This window comes from Bradyrhizobium prioriisuperbiae, assembly GCF_032397745.1.
GTDB classification, from domain to species: Bacteria; Pseudomonadota; Alphaproteobacteria; order Rhizobiales; family Xanthobacteraceae; genus Bradyrhizobium_A; species Bradyrhizobium_A prioriisuperbiae.
In genome coordinates, this window is sequence record NZ_CP135921.1 from 1,045,063 (window position 1) to 1,061,215 (window position 16,153).

Genomic DNA, 16,153 nt, shown 5'->3' on the forward strand with positions numbered 1-16,153 from the left:
GATCAGATCAGGACGCGCTCGAATACGTTTTCGCTGTCACCTCTTGTGTCGCCACCTGTCGCTCCGCGTGGCGCGCGCCCATCGCGCGTCACACCGATCCGCGGATTCGAACGCCGCCGGTATCTCGCATCGCGGGCCGCCCTGACCCACGCCACCTGAAAGCAGATCCCGTAGAGCCCTCGTGAGGTCATCTCCTGCGACACACTCGCGCGCGCCCGGTCGTTCGTAGTTTCACCATCCATGCTTCGGCTCCCTGATCATCCGCCGCCAGCCCTTGCTTTCGCATCCCCAATGGCTATATCTGCACTTAGTGCAATATTGCAATGGGTCCGGAGCAAAAATGACTGCGGCTGAATGTGCGTCTTCCGACTTCTTCCAGTTCTTCCGCTCATGGATCAGCGATCCGTTGCGGGTGGCGGCCATTGCGCCGTCCGGCGAGTCGCTGGCGCGGGTGATGACCCAGGCGATCGGTCCGTCTGACGGGCCGGTCCTCGAGCTCGGCGCCGGCACCGGCGCCTTCACCAAGGCGCTGCTCGCCCGCGGCGTGCGCGAGAACGACATGACACTGGTGGAATACGGCTCGGACTTCATGCGGATGCTGCAGTTCCGCTATCCGCACGCGCGGGTGCTGTGGATGGATGCATCGCAGCTCGCACAACACGAGCTGTTCGACGGCGCGCCGGTCGGCGCCGTGGTCAGCGGCCTGCCGCTGCTGTCGATGTCGCCGCGCAAGGTGATGGCGATCCTGTCCGGCGCGTTCAAATATCTGCGCGCCGGCGGCGCCTTCTATCAGTTCACCTATGGGCCGCGCTGTCCGGTGCCGCGTCCGATCCTCGATCGGCTCGGTCTCAAGGCCGTCCGTGTCGGCGGCACGGTGCGCAACCTGCCGCCGGCGTCGGTGTACCGGATCACCCGCCGTCCTCCGATCGGGCGATCACGCCCCCTCTCCGAAACCAGTGATGAGCCCTCCTGACCCCACAGCAATCCGGCGACAAAAGCGCTTGCCTCGGCCGGCGGTGGATGATGTATCTGCAGCAGATGCACATTTGCACCCGGTCGACACGATGCCCAGCGCGAAACCGAAAGACAGCAAGACGCCGGAGGGGCTGCGCGCGCGCAAGCGCCGGCAGACCCGCGAGCGGATTTCGAAGGCGGCGATGACGCTGTTTCTGGAACGCGGTTTTGAGGCGACCACCGTCGACGACATCGCAACGCTCGCGGATGTCTCCAAGCGCGGCTTCTTCGATTATTTTCCGACCAAGGAAGATGTGGTCGCCGCCTGGCAGGACGAGTTCAGCGAGCGGCTCGCCACAGCCGTCGCGGCCCGCCCGGCCAAGGAACCGATGACCAAGGTGGTCGAGGAGGCTTTGACCGCCACCATCCTCGGCGCGGTGAGCCCGCAATCGCTCGCCATCGGCCAGCTCATTCACACCACGCCGGCGTTGCGGGCGCGGGACCAGCTCAAATACGCCAAGCTTGAGCAGAAGCTCGCGGACGCGCTTACGGCCCGCGCAAAGGGAAAAGCCGATCCGTTGCGCATTCGCCTGCTGGCGATGACCGCGATCGGCGCACTACGTGTCGCGAGCCAGGTGTGGAGCGTCGACCAGCTCGGCAAACGCCCGGAAGTCATGGTCAGGAAAATCGCCCACTCGCTGTGGGCGGCGCTGCGCGAATTCGGCGACGCCGGCAGCGAGTCGTAGGCGGATTCAGGGCTAACGCTGCTCCGCCACCGGCAAGCCGCGGCGCGCTTTCACAATCGTCCGCTATCAGCGCCGCCGCTCGACAGACCGATATCCGGCGCAGCCGCCACCAGCTCCGCAGCCCGGACTGCTTGCAGCATCCGCCGTCTCGCCAGCATCACCCGCGGCGTCTACGCCAGCCCATCATTTCTCGCGCGCAATGACGTTCCCGAGAATGTCGACGACTTCGCGCGATTCGACTGCGTCGTCACTGGGCATCAGCGCGCCGAGGGCGTGTGGAATTTTCGCAGCAGCCATAGCGCCAACAGTCCTGGCGCCAACAGCCACGGCGCCAAACTCATCGACGTGACCGGCCGCATCACCGTCAATCACATCGGGGTTGCGCGCGAACTGGTGATCGGCGGCGTCGGCCTTGGCATCCTGCCGAATATCATGTGCCAGAACGATATCAGGGCGAAACGGCTGGTGCGGGTGCTGACCGATTGGGAAAGCCCGTCGCTGCAGGTCAGCGCCACGTTCCTCGGCAAGCGCAAGGAGTCGCAGCGGCTGCGCGCGTTTCTCGATTTCATGGAGCGGCATCTGAAGATCGAGGGAGCCCCCGGGCGTCCGCTTGCGGCGGCGTCGCACATCTCTGCGACCGGGAAAATCTGACGCATATTCGTCTGCGGCGATTTGTCAGGCACCGGCGCGTACGCTGGGCGACGCCGTTGCAACGTTGTCAAGAAACTGCCGTACGCTGTGCTGCCAGCTGAACGTCAGGGCGTGGGCGCGGCACCTGTCGCGGGGAATGCACAGAGCCTGGAGCGCGGCACGACGCAGATCCCGGTCAAGACAGCCGCATTCCGATTCGCCAATCACGTCGCGCGGCCCCATCACCGGAAATGCGGCGATCGGCAGTCCGCAAGCCAAGGCTTCAAGAAGCACGATCCCGAAGGTATCGGTCAGGCTTGGAAACACGAACACGTCGGCCGATGCATAGACATCGGCCAGCGCCGCCCCGGTCCGCACGCCGAGAAAATGCACATCCGGGAATTTCGCAGTGAGAGCCCCGCGCAGCGGCCCGTCACCGACGACAACTTTCGACCCCGGCAGATCAAGCCGCAGGAAACTTTCGAGATTCTTTTCGACCGCGAGACGCCCGACAAACAGGAATACCGGGTTGGAAAACGCAAGCGGCCGATCGGGGCGAGGACAGAACACGTTGGCGTCGACGCCGCGCGTCCATGGCAGCAGATTGCGGAAACCATGCGCCTTCAGATCCCGTTCCAGCGTCGGTGAACTGACCATAGTCCCCATCCCGCCATTGTGAAACCGGCGCAGCACGGCATAGCTCCAGCTCAGCGGGACCGGAAACCGGGCTGCCAGATATTCGGGAAAGCGCGTGTGGTAGCTCGTCGTAAACGGGTAGCTTTCATCGCGGCAGACACGCCGCGTGATCCATCCAATCGGACCTTCGGTCGCGATGTGCACCGCATCGGGTCTCACGCGCGCGATCGCCCGCCTGACCGCGGCGGGCCGGGCCAGCGCAAGCCGAATTTCCCGGTATCCCGGCAACGGCATCGTCCGGAAGTCGTTCGGCGAGAGGAAGACCACCTCTGCGCCGAGCGACGGCGCCTCGCGGGCAAGGTGCTCCAGAGAGCGCACGACCCCGTTGATCTGCGGGTGCCAGGCGTCGGTCGCGATCAGCACACGCATCAGGCGGCCGCCTCGGCCAGCGGCCGCTGCGTTTCGACTGGCGCCGGCCGCGACCGCGCGCCCATCCACTGGATCAGTTCGAATCGGCCATCGTAGTGCTCGACCACGCCGGAGCAGGATTCCACCCAATCGCCGGTGTTGATGTAGCGCACCCCGAAATCGTCGTGCATGATCGCGTGGTGAATGTGGCCGCAGATCACACCCTGAACGTCGTAACGCTTCGCTTCGTCGGACAGCACCTCCTCGAAACAACCGATGTGATTGACGGCCCTCTTGACGCCCGATTTTGCCCACGCCGAGAACGACCAGTAGGCTAGCCCCAGTCGCCGTCGAATGCCGTTGAGGCCGGCGTTGGACATGAGCGCGGCTCGATAGGCCAGGTCGCCAACCAGAGCAAGCCAGCGGGCATGGCGCACCACCACATCGAAATGGTCTCCGTGAATGATCAGATAATCGCGTCCGTCAATGCCGGTATGGATCGCGCGATCCACCACCTCCACGCCGCCGACATACGAAGCCGCATAGCTGCGGAGACATTCGTCGTGATTGCCGGCCACATAGACCAGGCGTTTGCCGCTGCGCGCCTGATGCACCAGTTCCAACACAACGTCATTGTGATCCTTCGGCCAATACCAGCCCGAATTCAGGCGCCATCCGTCGATGATGTCGCCGACCAGGAATAGCGTTTCCGCGTCGTGACAACGCAGGAACTCGAGTAACCGCTCTGCCTGGCATCCTCTGGTTCCCAGATGTGCGTCGGAAATGAAGAGGGTTTTCACCTTGACGACATCGCTTTGCGGCGCCACGGATGCCTGCATTTGATCACCGCGGATTTGCTTTGAATGTCCGCCCGCAGAGCGCTCTGGAGCGACCGTATCGCGCTTGAGCAGCATCGCCGCCATGACCGCGAAGCCGGCAACAGCCTGAGTCGCGTCGCGGCCGGCTCGCCGTCTGACGACGGAACGCTGCCAATAGATGGTCGCGACAAAAATCAGAAACGCGATCGCCGTGCCGCGACGATCCCCCGCGGTGACCGATGCTCCAAACTGGATACTGGAAACAAGGATGATCGCGGCCGTCGCGGTCTGCTCGATAACACCGACGTTGCGTTTAAGGCGGGACAACAGGACCCTCATGCGAACTCCAGCTTTCAATGATGATTGCCTGCAATCGCGCGGGTCGACTGCGAGATGAATTTCCGCCAGAATCGAAGCCCGACCAGCAGTGCGAGCTCCGCGCCGACGAGCGCCATCGCCACCCAGAAGCCGACGCCAACCGGATCGTGGCCGCTGTCGCGCAGTGCGTATCCCAGACTGAGGAACGGCATGTTCCAGATCAGCGTGCCCAGGGATGTCGCCGCCAGAAACGCCCACGGCTCGAGCCTGAGCACCCCGGCGGGCAGAGCCAGATACACGCGCGCGGTCGGCAACGTCTGGCCGATCAGCGTGACCCAGAAATGATTGTTGCGGTAGGCGTTGACCAACCGGGCATACAGCGACGGTCGAAGGAAGACATACTTTCCGAAACGCGCGACCAGATCCTCGATTCGCCGCGACCCCAGCATGCTGCCGAGACCGTACCAACCAAGAGCTCCGATGACGGAGCCGGCCGTGGTCGCCAGGATCGTCAGGATGAGCGTCACGCCATCGGGCACTGCCATGCCAAGACACATCAGCAGCACATAGGACGGGATCAGCGGCACGAACTTCTCGACGATGGCCAGACAGCCGATGCCGACGAGGCCGAAACTCAACAGGATCGTGATGGTGTTCGACGTTTCCATGCGCCCTCACCCCACCGCCGGCTTGCGCCGGGCAATGCGGTACACCGATGCCGGAGGCACGTTGCGGAACGTCTGTCCTATGCGAACGGCTTCAAGATCAAGGCGCTCAAGGATCGCGTCCGGGACCGGGCAGCGCGGACCATAGGTGATCTGGTAGAATGCAGCCCCGGGACGCAGATAATCGAACGCTGCCTTGAGAATTGCGAAGACCTTGGGGTGCGGCATCGTGAGCATCCCGAGCCCGCTGATCACTGCGCCAACCGAAGCCTCCTCGAACAACTGGTATCTGCCGAGCCACGCCGCATCCATCCAGAGCACGCGGGCCCGCGGAAACCGCGTTTGCAGCAGCGGCAGGAAATCCGAACCGTATTCGACCAACGTCAGATCCTGCTCGCGCACCCCGCGCTCCAGCAGCGCGGTGGTGAAAGGCCCCGTTCCCGGACCAAGCTCGATGACAGGACCGGTTCGCGCGCTGATCTCCTGGGTCATCAGGGCCGAAACAGCTGGCCCCGACGGCGCAACCGCCGCGACACCCAGCGGACTGCGCACCCAGGCAAAGAAGAACGGCAAGACGTCGGCGAGAGGCATATCGATTGGTCCCCGATGACAGGAGCGGATCTGAGTTGCGAGCAGACACGGTGTCCCACGCGTAACTTGCGCGAAGTTGTCGTGAACGAGCGCCTCGCAGATAATAATCGTCCACTCGTCGGCGAGCGTCGCCGCAAGGCTGCCGCAATGAAGTGCGGATAGATCAATGAAGGCAAAACTGTGCACGACAGAAATGGGGAGACGATCGATGCGGATATTGCTGGTGGAGGATCAGCCGGACATGGCCTCAGCGCTGCGGGTCGCCCTCACCCACCACGACATGATCATCGACCACGCCCCCGATCTGTCCGAGGCGGAAATCATCGCTGCAGACGGCAATTATGATGCCGTTGTGCTCGACCGCCGGCTGCCGGACGGCGACGGCCTGTCCATCATTCCCAAGCTGCGCGCCAGCGGCAATACCGTGCCGATCCTGGTGCTCACTGCGCGCGGCGATCTGGAAGATCGAATCGCCGGCCTCAACAGCGGCGCCGACGATTACCTCGCGAAGCCATTTTCCTTCGAGGAATTGCTGGCCAGGCTGCGCGCCATCTTGCGCCGCCCGGCCAGTGTCCAATCCGACATCGTCCGGATCGGACGTCTCTCATTCGACCTGACCCATCGCGAAGCCAGCGTCGATGGCAAGCCTCTGGAATTCCCGCGCCGCGAATTGCTGGTGCTGGAAACGCTGATACGCCGCATGGGGCGCATGGTGCAGCGCTCATCCATGATGGAAGCGGTCTATGGCATCGACGACGACGTCCAGCCCAACGCCCTGGACACGCATGTCTCGCGGTTGCGTCGCAAGCTTGCGGAGGCTGAAGCCGGCGTGACCATCAATGGCGTCCGCGGGCTCGGATATCTGTTGCGTGAAACACCGTGAGCTTGCTGCAACCGCGCTCGCTGAAGTGGCGCCTCGTCGGACGACTGGCAAGCCTGCAGGCGATCATTCTGACGCTGCTCATTCTGCTGGTTATCCTGATTGCAGCGGGGTTGTGGCGAAGCGGCTTGCTGGTCGATGATTATGAGGGCAGCACCCTTGATGTTCTCAGAGACGCAATCGAGCGCGATGCAGGAGGCGGGCTGGCCCTGCGCCAGACACCAGAGCTTTCGAGCCTGCGATCGGAGTTCTCCGATCTCTGGTTCGTGATCCGGGACCAGCAAGGACATCATCTGTCGGAAGGCGCGGTACCGCCGGACTTTGTGCCGATCGCAGCGGCGCTCGACCACATCAGCGACGCCCGGCTCGGGTGGAAGGCGGGAGAAGCTTCGCCACCCGCCGGGCTTGTCAAATGGGTCGATACCGCCGCAGGGAAGGTCCAGATCCTGACCGGCACACAAGGGCGGATGTCTGTGCGCAAGGTCATCGCCACCGCGCCGCTGCTGTTTCTCAATGTGATTCTGCCGATCGTCGTGTTGATGACCCTTGCTACTCTGGTCGCGACACCATTCGTTGTTCGCCGGACCTTGGCGGGGCTTGGGCAAACCGCGGCGCAGGCGGAGCGGATCGATATCGACCGGCGTGGCGTGCAATTGTCGATCGAACAGGTTCCGGTCGAAATCGTCCCCCTGGTCAAGGCGATCAATGACGCCCTCGCTCGGCTCGATAAGGGCTATGAGCGCCACAAGCGCTTTCTGGCCGATGCAGCGCACGAGCTTCGGACACCGATCGCCATTCTGTCGACCCGTGTCGCCTCACTTCAACCGGGGCCCGAGAAAACGCGCCTGCTGGAAGACGCCACCCGTCTGTCGGTCATGACCGGCCAACTTCTCGACCTGCAGCGCCTCGAGCAGAAAACCGACCAGTTCGTTCCGATCGATCTCGTCGGCATCGCACGGCGGGTCGTCCTTGACCTTGCTCCCCTGGCCTTCGCCGCGGGCTACGAGATGTCCTTCGAACCGGGCGATGAGGAGATTGTCGTGAATGGCGACCAGATGTCGCTGGAACGCGCGTTGACCAATCTCGTTCAGAACGCCATCGATCATGGCGGTCGCCGCGGCACGATCTCGGTTCGCGTGGAGCACGCCGGTTCGATCGAGGTTTGCGACGAAGGCGACGGCATTCCGCTCGAACAACGCGAACAGGTGTTCGAGCCCTTCTATCGGCTTCATCAGGGCGGCCAGGGTGCGGGTCTCGGCCTTGATCTCGTGCAGAAGATCATGCACGTGCATACCGGCACTATCGAGGTCCGCAGCGGCCCCTCTGGGGGCGCCTGCCTGAAAATGATATTCCCGCGGCGCTCAGCGCCACCGGTCACAGCTCCACACCAGCCCACACCGGTATGAATGCGATGGCACGCTCATGAAAATCAAACGGATCGCCCTGCTGTGTCTGCTGATGGCTTTGGCTTTCATAGGCCTGCCACCGCCCAGCATAACGCGGATCAAGCCCAACCAGCAGCAACAGGAACAGACGCTGGAGAAGACAAGCTAGTGTCCACACGCTGAGGAGCCGCCAATCCGGCTGGGTCGCCGGCCAGACCCTTGCGTCCGGCCTGGTCATGGAAGCGATTGCGGAACCCGGTGAATCCACCCGACCCGTCCACGGTAATGTGACAAAGAGACGGGAATGAATGGTGGGCGCGACAGGGATCGAACCTGTGACCCCTACGATGTCAACGTAGTGCTCTCCCGCTGAGCTACGCGCCCGGAACCGCAAATTGGGGTTGCGTCCCTATATCGGCTCAAGCCGGCGCAGGCAAGGACGCCCTGGAGCTTTTTCCGTTCCGATTTTGAGGCCTTTTGGGCCTGTTCCGGCAATGTTTCGCGGAAAACCGCCCCGATCAGGCCGCCAGCATCTTGTTCACTTCGCTCACCAGCTCGCGCAGGTGGACCGGCTTCGACAGCACCTTGGCGTTTTTCGGGGCTTCCGAATCGGAATTCAGCGCCACCGCGGCAAAACCCGTGATGAACATGATCTTGATGTCCGGATCGAGCTCCGAGGCGCGCCGCGCCAGTTCGATCCCGTCCATTTCCGGCATCACGATGTCGGTTAGAAGCATTTCAAAAGGCTCTTCGCGCAGCCTCTGGTAGGCTGACAGGCCGTTGTCGTAGGACGAGACCTGAAAACCCGCGTTTTCCAGGGCCTTGACCAAAAACCGGCGCATATCGTTGTCATCTTCGGCGAGGAGAATCTTGTGCATGGCGCTGGTCATGGGATCCCGAAAAGAGTTCGATTCACTCGCTCTATTAGCCAGCCAGACGGTAAATTTCGGGTGAAGGTAACGCTTCGGCAAGTGGCGGGACAGCAAACAATCGCCGCTGTTCCGAATAAAACATGCAACTTTCTCGCCGAAATATGCTGTCATCGGCTCAGCGGAGGGTTCGAAGAATCCCCAACGAATGTGGAAACGAGCAAGCACGAGAGCGGCGCAGCGTCATGACCCGGCTTGACGACGAACTGTCGTCCCCCTTCGAGATCGTCGAGCCCGCAAGCTGGCGGGCACCGATCATTTTCAATTCGCCGCACTCCGGCGCCGTGTATCCGCGCGAGTTCCTGAGCGCCTCGCGAATCGATCTTGTTGCGCTGCGGCGCTCGGAAGATTCGTTCATGGACGACATGATCGAAAATCTGAGCGGGGACGGTTTCGCCGTGGTGCGCGTGAATTTTCCGCGCTCCTATGTGGACGTCAACCGTGAACCCTACGAGCTCGATCCGCGCATGTTCAATGGACGGCTGCCGAGCTTCGCCAACACCCGCTCGATGCGGGTCGCGGGCGGCCTCGGCACCATCCCGCGTGTGGTCGGCGACGGGCAGGAGATCTACCGGGAACGCCTGAGTGTCGAGGACGGCCTGAGCCGGATCGAAGCGCTGTACAAGCCCTATCACCGCGCGCTGCGCCGGCTGATCGGCAAGGTGCATGAAACCTTCGGCACGGCGATCCTGGTCGATTGCCATTCGATGCCGTCGGTCGGCATCTCGCGCGACGAACCCCGCCGCCCGGATGTGGTGATCGGCGATCGTTACGGCACCAGTTGCGCCTCCCAGCTCCCCAATGTGGTGGAGGATACGCTGGTGGCGCTCGGTTATTCTGTCGGGCGCAACAAGCCCTATGCGGGCGGCTTCATCACCGAGCACTACGGCAATCCGGCAAGCGGGCTGCACACCATCCAGATCGAACTCAATCGCGCGATCTACATGGATGAGCGCAAGCGCGAACGCAGCGAACGCTTCGCCCAGGTCGCCGCTGACTTCACCACACTGGCCCATGCTCTTGCCGCCGTGCCGATCGGCAATCTCGGACCGTTCGAAGCCGCAGCCGAATAACGGCGCCGCCTGCGCTGCGATCACACATCAAGCTCACACGCGAGAGCGTCGAGCAAAATCAAGACAAGAAAAAAGGGCCACCTGCGAAAGCAAGCGGCCCAAGTCTAGGGAGGAAACGCCCAAGGAGGGCAGCGATAACGCGAAGCGCTATCGCACCGCAACAATATGCAGCTGCGACGCACAAAACGCAAGTGTAATCGAAAGATTACTTATGCTTTGTCCGCATATCTGATCTGTTGCGACGGCAACTAATGTCATAAATGTCTTCAAGTAATTTCAAATACTTATCCCGGAACCGCTCTCGCCATGGGATGCAAAATCGGCAGAAGCGGCCGCCAAGAAATGAATTTTAATATCAATCCTTAGTGCTCGCGACTTCAAAGATGTGAATTCTTCCTCCCGATATCGCGGTGTGCAGCTTCATATCTTGGGATGAAATCTGCACACAGGTCGGCATGCACGCTGGTCTTTTCCGCGATCCCCCAACCACCCCACGATCAAATCCTAAAGAACGTGGTGCCGGCAGTTGCCCGACAGCGCGGGGTGGGATACGGCCAAGCCCTGTGCGCCCGTTCGTAACGTCGAGGATGACACGTGACAGTTATCGACTTCACCGCCTTCCTCGATCGTCTCGCCTCCGCATCCGGCGAAACCATTCTTCCGTTCTTCCGCACCTCGCTGGGCATCGAGAACAAGAACGCCGGACACGATCTCGATCCCGTCACGGAGGCCGACCGCGCCGCGGAAGCGGTGATGCGGCGGCTGATCAAGGCCAATTTCCCCCAGCATGGCATTGTCGGCGAGGAATTCGGCGACGAGCGTGCTGACGCGGAATATGTCTGGGTGCTCGATCCGATCGACGGCACCAAATCTTTCATTTCGGGGTTGCCGATCTGGGGCACCCTTATCGCCCTGATGCGCCATGGCGTGCCGGCATTCGGCATGATGCACCAGCCGTATATCGGCGAGCGGTTTACCGGCGATGGTGGGGCGGCGACCTACACCGGCCCGTCCGGCAAACGCAAGCTGGCGGTTCGCCGCTGCGCGTCGCTGGCCGACGCGACGCTGTTCACCACCAGCCCGCGGCTGATGAACGCAAGCGATCGCGCCCTCTTTGAAAGCGTGGAAGCGACCACCCGGCTCTCGCGTTATGGCGGCGACTGCTATGCCTATTGCATGCTGGCAGCTGGACATCTCGATCTGGTGGTCGAAACCGAGCTGAAATCATACGATATCGCTGCCCTGATCCCGATCATCACCGGCGCCGGCGGCATCGTCACCACCTGGGACGGCAAGCCCGCCCAGAGCGGCGGACGCATCGTGGCCGCCGGCGATCGCCGCGTTCATGACGCCGCGCTGAAACTGCTCAATCCCTGACGCCAAGAGTTATCTAAAGATTATCCAAGGCTCGCCGTGCGTCGCTCGATCGCGCGAATCACGGCGATCATGTCGTCGCGTCCGAGGCCGAGCGACAGCGTCTCTCCGAACAGCGCATGGCAGACGTCGAGCAATGGCGAGGCGATCTCGGCCTGCCGCGCCGCATCGGCAATCAGCTGATTGTTCTTGAGCACATCGGCGATCGACGCCTGCATGCTGAAATCCTGTGTCGCAAGCTTGGCCAGCTTCATCCGCGAGACATTGCTGGCCATCGGGCCGGCATCGAGCACCGCCGCGAACACATCCCTCTCAAGACCGTGCCTGTCGGCGAAATGGGCCGCCTCGGCAAGCCCCGTGACCATGGTGATCAGGAACAGGTTGACCGCGAGTTTCATCACCAGCGCGCCCGGCACCGCTCCACACATGAAGGTGTCCTTGCAGACCGGCTGCAGCAGCGGGCGAACCTCCGCGACCGCCGACGGCTCGCCGGCCAGCATGCCCACCAGTTGCCCGGCTTCCGCGGGCTTGCGCGAGCCGGAGACGGGCGCTTCGACATAGCGGCCGCCGGCCAGCCGAATCTCGGCCTCGAGCCGGCGCGAATAGTCAGGCGAAGACGTCCCCATATGGACGACGAGATGCCACGCGACATTGGCCGCGAACTGCTGCGTTCCCCGCTCCAGCACCGCATCGAGCGCGGCGTCATCGACCAGCATCAGGATGACGATGCGGGTTTGCGCGAAAACATCGCGGGCTGAGCCTGCAACCCGGGCACCCGCCGCGCGCAGCAGCTCCGCCTTGTCCGCCGAGCGATTCCAGACCACCAGCGGCGCACCCGCACGAGCCATGTTGAGTGCCATGGGCTGCCCCATGACCCCGAGACCAATAAAACCGATATCCACCAGGCTCCTCCGGCTGATGCGCCTGCGCGCGGTGGCCGGAAGCTAAGCGGCGCCGGCGCCCAGCGTCTTGAACGATCGTGCAGGCCGCTTCGCCGTGGCGGCTCTTGCTTCAGACCCTTACTTCAGACCCTTGCGTCAGATCGAGGCGCTGGCGCGCAGATGCTGCACCAGCTGCTGGGCCGGCCGCGGCAGGGCCTTGAAGCTGCGCATGCAGACCACGAGCTGGCGCTGGGTCCAGGCATCGCGGATCCGCACCAGCCCGACCTTCATGGTCTTCATGGCCCGCCGCGCGGCGACCTCCGGCATCATCGCCACGCCGACGCCCGCCTCCACCATCTGGCACACCGCGTCGAACGTCCGCACCCGCGCCCGCAGCCGGATCCGCTTTCCCTGCCGCGCGGCATGGCTGGCGATATGGTCCTGCAACGCGCTGCCTTCCGACAGGCCGACGAAATCGCGGTCCAGCACCTCGCGATAATCGATCTGGCGGCGGCCGTTGAATGGATCGGCCGGCGGTGTCACCAGGATCAGGCGGTCGTCGCAAAACGCGAAGCGCTCCAGATTGTCCGGCACCACGTGCCCGGCGGCGAGCCCGATGTCGGCAACGCCGGAGGCGATTGCCTGGCCGATATGCGGGCTCTCGCGCTCCTCCACATTGATGCTGATGTTGGGGTTCTGGACCAGATACGCCGAGAGCACCTTGGGCAGGTGCTCCGACATGCCGGCGGTGTTGGACAGCATGTGGATGTGGGCCTTCATCCCGCGCGCATAGGCGGCGAGGTCGCCCTGCAGGGCCTCGATATCGTGCAACACGATGCGGGCGTGATCGAGCAGGCTCTCGCCGGCCGCGGTGAGCTCGACGCCGCGCCGTTCCCGCTTCAGCAGCGGCACGCCGAGCGCCACCTCCATGCCCTTGATCCGGGCGCTCGCCGAGGCCAGCGCCAGCGCCGACCGCTCGGCGCCATGGGTGATGCTGCGCGCTTCCGCCACCGCCACGAACAGCCTGAGATCGACCAGATCAAACCGCATGAAGACCTCCCGCACCTGGTTATTCGTATCAGCTAGCCTTCGGCTAAACCGAAGGTAACTTCCATAACCTCCAGATTGTGCCCTCGGCAGCGTTGGGTCAATGTGCGGCCTAGTTTTTGTCTTGACGCGTTTTCCTCACGCGAACCGGTATCCACTTCGCTCGAAAACGCTTTGTGCTGCCAGGAACACGTCCCAGCCATGTCCATCTCGCTGCTCGCTGCCGTCGTTGTCGTTTTCATGCTTGCCGGCTTCGTCAAGGGCGTGATCGGCCTTGGCCTGCCGACGGTGGCGATGGGGCTGCTGGCGACGCGGATGCCGCCGGCGCACGCACTCGCCATCGTCATCGTGCCGGCCATCGTCACCAATATCTGGCAGACCTTTGTCGGCCCCTATCTGCGCGACATCGTGCGGCGGCTGTGGCCGCTGATGATCGGCACGTGTCTCGGCATCTGGTCCGGCTCGGGGCTGATGACCGGCCCCTATGCGCGGTTCGGCACCATCATCCTCGGCATATTGCTGGTGATCTACGCCATCATCGGCCTGAGCAAGGTCCGCTTCAGCGTGGCCCGCCCGCATGAAAAATGGGTCGGCGGCATTGTCGGCGTGCTGACCGGCCTCGTCTCCGCGGCCACCGGCGTGCAGGTGATTCCTTCAATGCCGTTCATGCAGGCCATCGGCATGGAGAAGGACGAACTGGTGCAGGCGCTCGGCGTGTTCTTCACCACGGCGACCGTGGCGCTGACGTTCAACCTGAACGAAGCGGGCCTGATGACGGCTTCGATCATCGTGCCGGCGGCGCTTGCGATGGTCGCGGCCTTCCTCGGCATGTATATCGGCCAATCCATCCGCTCGCGGATGGACGCAGATTCGTTCCGCCGCTGGTTCCTGGTGGCGATGCTGCTGCTCGGCGTGTACCTCGCGGGAAACACCCTGATGCAGCTGCACACCGCGACATAAGCGAGAGGCGTCTGCAGCAGCGCGTAGCCCGGATGAGCGCAAAGCGCGATATCCGGGGCCCCGCGATACCTCCCCCGCATATCGCTATCGCTCATGCGGGCTACGGGCGAATACCTCAGATCAGCGCTGCTGCAGCATCGCGACCCGCGCGCCGAGATAGATGAACAGGCTGCCGAGCGCTCGGTTGATCCAGACCATGATCCGTTGCGACTGCTTGACCCGGCCGGCTGCGCGCGCAGCAGCCACCGCCATGCCGAAATTCCAGACCGTCCCGGTGGCGTTGAACAGCAGACCGAGCACCAGAAAGGCCAGTGGCTTGGACGGCGATGCCATGTCGACGAACTGCGGCAGGAAGGCAAGAAAGAACAGCGCCACCTTCGGATTGAGCGCGTTGGTCAGCGCGCCCTGCCAGAACACCTGTCGCAGACCGTTGGCCGCCGGCGCAGCATCGACCGGTGCGGCCCCACTGTTCGCCCGGGTCAGCACCATCCGAATGCCGATGTAACAGAGATAGACCGCACCGATCAGCTTGATCAGCGCGAACGCGGCCGACGAGGCCGCCAGCACGGCCGACAGGCCGACCGCGGCGGCGGCGATGTGCACCAGACAACCCACACCGATGCCAAGGGCAGCGGCCACGCCACCGCGCCAGCCGAGTTGAAGGCTGCGGCCGACGACATAAGCGGTGTCGGGGCCGGGAGTGATGTTCAGCAGCAGCCCCGCGGCGGCGAACAGCCAGAAATCATGAATGCCGAACACGTACGATTCTCCCTGTGCGTCTGCGATCGGATGCGACCGGCCTTATTTGAACAGCGGCGTGCCCGGCACGAAGGCATCGAACGCGGCCCAGAACTGCGCGCGATAACGATCCTGCTCCTGCAGGATTTCGTGCTTGGAGCCGGCGATCACCAGATGCGAGCCGGCGCGCAGATGATAGGCGAACTCCTCGATGGCCGCGGTCGAGACGATGGTGTCATGGCTCGCCGCCAGCATCAGGATCGGCTGGCGGATTTTCGAGGGATAATCCATCGCCCGAAAGCCGTGCATGGCGCGGATGGCGGTATCGGCCCAGGCGATGGTCGGCGCCGCGATGCCCAGTGTCGGGTCTTCTTCCAGGATCGCGGCATTGCGGGCGTAACGCACCGGATCGCTGGTGACCGGATTGCCCACGAAGGAACCGGTGCCGACGATATCATCGTTGCCGCCCGGCACATAACGGCCGCCCAGCCCGGCAAAACGCAGGGTGCGCAGCAGCGTGCGCACCGGAAACGAGGTGCTGCGGCCGGGCAGGTCGATCATCGGCGCCGACAGCACGACGCGGTCGAACCAGCGCTTGCCAGCATAGGCCAGGCGCAGCATCACCGCGCCGCCCATCGAATGGGCCAGCGCGAAATACGGCGGCGGACAATCCGGCAGCACCACCTGCTGCACGAAGGTTTCGACATCGATCTCGTAGTCGGAGAAGCGACGCACATAGCCTTTGCGCGGATTGCTCAGTAACCGCACCGAATGCCCCTGACCGCGCCAGTCGATCACCGCCACCGCAAACCCGCGGTCGCGCAGGTCGCGCACGGTTTCGAAGTATTTTTCGATGGTCTCGCCGCGCCCGGGGAAAACGCAGACGGTGCCCCGGCGATTGGCCGGAGGCGCCCAGCGCGCAAAGCGCAGCTCAGCGCCGTCGGGCGTCTTGATGGTGCCGCTGACGACATCATCGGGAACGGGATTGGCGGGAATCGAAACGAGCGTCATGCGGGCGGCCGGAACCGGGAAATTACTGAAAATCAGGGAATTTAACGCCTGGAACCAGGAGCCGGGCGGTCCCCTTGAACACGACGAACACCCTCCCATATCACCTTCG

18 protein-coding genes and 1 tRNA gene are annotated in these 16,153 nt (G+C 63.4%); 9 read left to right on the top strand and 10 right to left on the bottom strand.

Annotated features, from left to right (window positions below; translation table 11 throughout):
- Nucleotides 1–340 precede the first annotated feature (340 nt).
- The 3 genes from RS897_RS04835 to RS897_RS04845 all read left to right on the top strand — a co-directional run bounded on the left by RS897_RS04835 (nt 341) and on the right by RS897_RS04845 (nt 2,351).
- On the top strand, nt 341–973 hold the full coding sequence (locus RS897_RS04835) for a class I SAM-dependent methyltransferase (protein ID WP_315835459.1): 633 nt from the start codon (nt 341–343) through the stop codon (nt 971–973).
- Nucleotides 974–1,064: 91 nt separating this feature from the next.
- Nucleotides 1,065–1,700, top strand: a complete 636-nt coding sequence (locus RS897_RS04840) for a TetR family transcriptional regulator (RefSeq protein WP_315835460.1) — start codon at nt 1,065–1,067, stop codon at nt 1,698–1,700.
- Nucleotides 1,701–1,856: 156 nt separating this feature from the next.
- Nucleotides 1,857–2,351, top strand: coding sequence for a LysR substrate-binding domain-containing protein (locus RS897_RS04845; RefSeq protein WP_315838523.1), 495 nt, complete (start codon nt 1,857–1,859; stop codon nt 2,349–2,351).
- A gap of 24 nt (nt 2,352–2,375) precedes the next feature.
- On the opposite strand, the gene RS897_RS04850 is transcribed toward RS897_RS04845, so the two are convergent.
- The 4 genes from RS897_RS04850 to RS897_RS04865 form a co-directional block, all read right to left on the bottom strand.
- Entirely contained in the window at nt 2,376–3,395 is a 1,020-nt protein-coding gene (locus RS897_RS04850) for a glycosyltransferase family 4 protein (RefSeq protein ID WP_315835461.1), read from the bottom strand.
- Nucleotides 3,395–4,213, bottom strand: a complete 819-nt coding sequence (locus RS897_RS04855) for a UDP-2,3-diacylglucosamine diphosphatase (RefSeq protein WP_315838524.1) — start codon at nt 4,211–4,213, stop codon at nt 3,395–3,397. The genes RS897_RS04850 and RS897_RS04855 overlap by 1 nt, the downstream gene beginning before the upstream one ends.
- 332 nt (nt 4,214–4,545) lie before the next feature.
- Complete coding sequence (locus RS897_RS04860) at nt 4,546–5,178, bottom strand: DedA family protein (protein ID WP_315835462.1); 633 nt, start codon at nt 5,176–5,178, stop codon at nt 4,546–4,548.
- Between the two features lie 6 nt (nt 5,179–5,184).
- Entirely contained in the window at nt 5,185–5,766 is a 582-nt protein-coding gene (locus tag RS897_RS04865) for a class I SAM-dependent methyltransferase (protein WP_315835463.1), read from the bottom strand.
- Between the two features lie 208 nt (nt 5,767–5,974).
- Here RS897_RS04865 and RS897_RS04870 point away from each other — a divergent pair, with 208 nt between their 5' ends.
- From RS897_RS04870 to RS897_RS04880, 3 genes are read left to right on the top strand one after another with little or no spacing between them, the layout of a single operon-like run.
- Nucleotides 5,975–6,649 carry a response regulator transcription factor gene (locus tag RS897_RS04870; RefSeq protein ID WP_315835464.1) on the top strand — a complete coding sequence of 225 codons (675 nt, stop codon included), beginning with the start codon at nt 5,975–5,977 and terminating at the stop codon, nt 6,647–6,649.
- A gap of 5 nt (nt 6,650–6,654) precedes the next feature.
- Nucleotides 6,655–8,052, top strand: coding sequence for a sensor histidine kinase (locus tag RS897_RS04875; protein ID WP_407654529.1), 1,398 nt, complete (start codon nt 6,655–6,657; stop codon nt 8,050–8,052).
- Nucleotides 8,053–8,068: 16 nt separating this feature from the next.
- Nucleotides 8,069–8,200, top strand: a complete 132-nt coding sequence (locus tag RS897_RS04880) for a hypothetical protein (RefSeq protein ID WP_315835466.1) — start codon at nt 8,069–8,071, stop codon at nt 8,198–8,200.
- Nucleotides 8,201–8,340: 140 nt separating this feature from the next.
- On the opposite strand, the gene RS897_RS04885 is transcribed toward RS897_RS04880, so the two are convergent.
- Both RS897_RS04885 and cpdR read right to left on the bottom strand, forming a co-directional pair.
- A tRNA-Val gene (locus RS897_RS04885) sits at nt 8,341–8,415 on the bottom strand.
- Between the two features lie 134 nt (nt 8,416–8,549).
- Nucleotides 8,550–8,909: a cell cycle two-component system response regulator CpdR gene (gene cpdR / locus RS897_RS04890; protein WP_044410648.1), complete on the bottom strand. Its 360-nt coding sequence runs from the start codon at nt 8,907–8,909 to the stop codon at nt 8,550–8,552.
- Nucleotides 8,910–9,145: 236 nt separating this feature from the next.
- On the opposite strand from cpdR, the gene RS897_RS04895 reads away from it, so the two are divergent.
- Nucleotides 9,146–10,033 (top strand): N-formylglutamate amidohydrolase, encoded by an 888-nt coding sequence (locus tag RS897_RS04895; protein WP_315835467.1) that lies wholly within the window; start codon nt 9,146–9,148, stop codon nt 10,031–10,033.
- A gap of 594 nt (nt 10,034–10,627) precedes the next feature.
- Nucleotides 10,628–11,410, top strand: a complete 783-nt coding sequence (gene hisN, locus RS897_RS04900; protein WP_315835468.1) for a histidinol-phosphatase — start codon at nt 10,628–10,630, stop codon at nt 11,408–11,410.
- Nucleotides 11,411–11,430: 20 nt separating this feature from the next.
- Here the strand turns inward: hisN and RS897_RS04905 are convergent, their stop codons facing one another.
- Both RS897_RS04905 and RS897_RS04910 read right to left on the bottom strand, forming a co-directional pair.
- Entirely contained in the window at nt 11,431–12,309 is an 879-nt protein-coding gene (locus RS897_RS04905; RefSeq protein ID WP_315835469.1) for an NAD(P)-dependent oxidoreductase, read from the bottom strand.
- A 135-nt stretch (nt 12,310–12,444) separates the two neighbouring features.
- Entirely contained in the window at nt 12,445–13,338 is an 894-nt protein-coding gene (locus tag RS897_RS04910; RefSeq protein ID WP_315835470.1) for a LysR family transcriptional regulator, read from the bottom strand.
- 198 nt (nt 13,339–13,536) lie between these two features.
- Between RS897_RS04910 and RS897_RS04915 the strand changes: the two genes are divergently transcribed.
- The gene (locus RS897_RS04915; RefSeq protein WP_315835471.1) at nt 13,537–14,295 is read left to right on the top strand and encodes a sulfite exporter TauE/SafE family protein; all 759 of its coding nucleotides are present in this window, start codon (nt 13,537–13,539) and stop codon (nt 14,293–14,295) included.
- Nucleotides 14,296–14,415: 120 nt separating this feature from the next.
- Here the strand turns inward: RS897_RS04915 and RS897_RS04920 are convergent, their stop codons facing one another.
- Both RS897_RS04920 and RS897_RS04925 read right to left on the bottom strand, forming a co-directional pair.
- The gene (locus tag RS897_RS04920) at nt 14,416–15,054 is read right to left on the bottom strand and encodes a LysE family translocator (RefSeq protein ID WP_315835472.1); all 639 of its coding nucleotides are present in this window, start codon (nt 15,052–15,054) and stop codon (nt 14,416–14,418) included.
- Between the two features lie 42 nt (nt 15,055–15,096).
- Nucleotides 15,097–16,044, bottom strand: a complete 948-nt coding sequence (locus RS897_RS04925) for an alpha/beta fold hydrolase (RefSeq protein WP_315835473.1) — start codon at nt 16,042–16,044, stop codon at nt 15,097–15,099.
- Between the last annotated feature and the right edge of the window lie 109 nt (nt 16,045–16,153).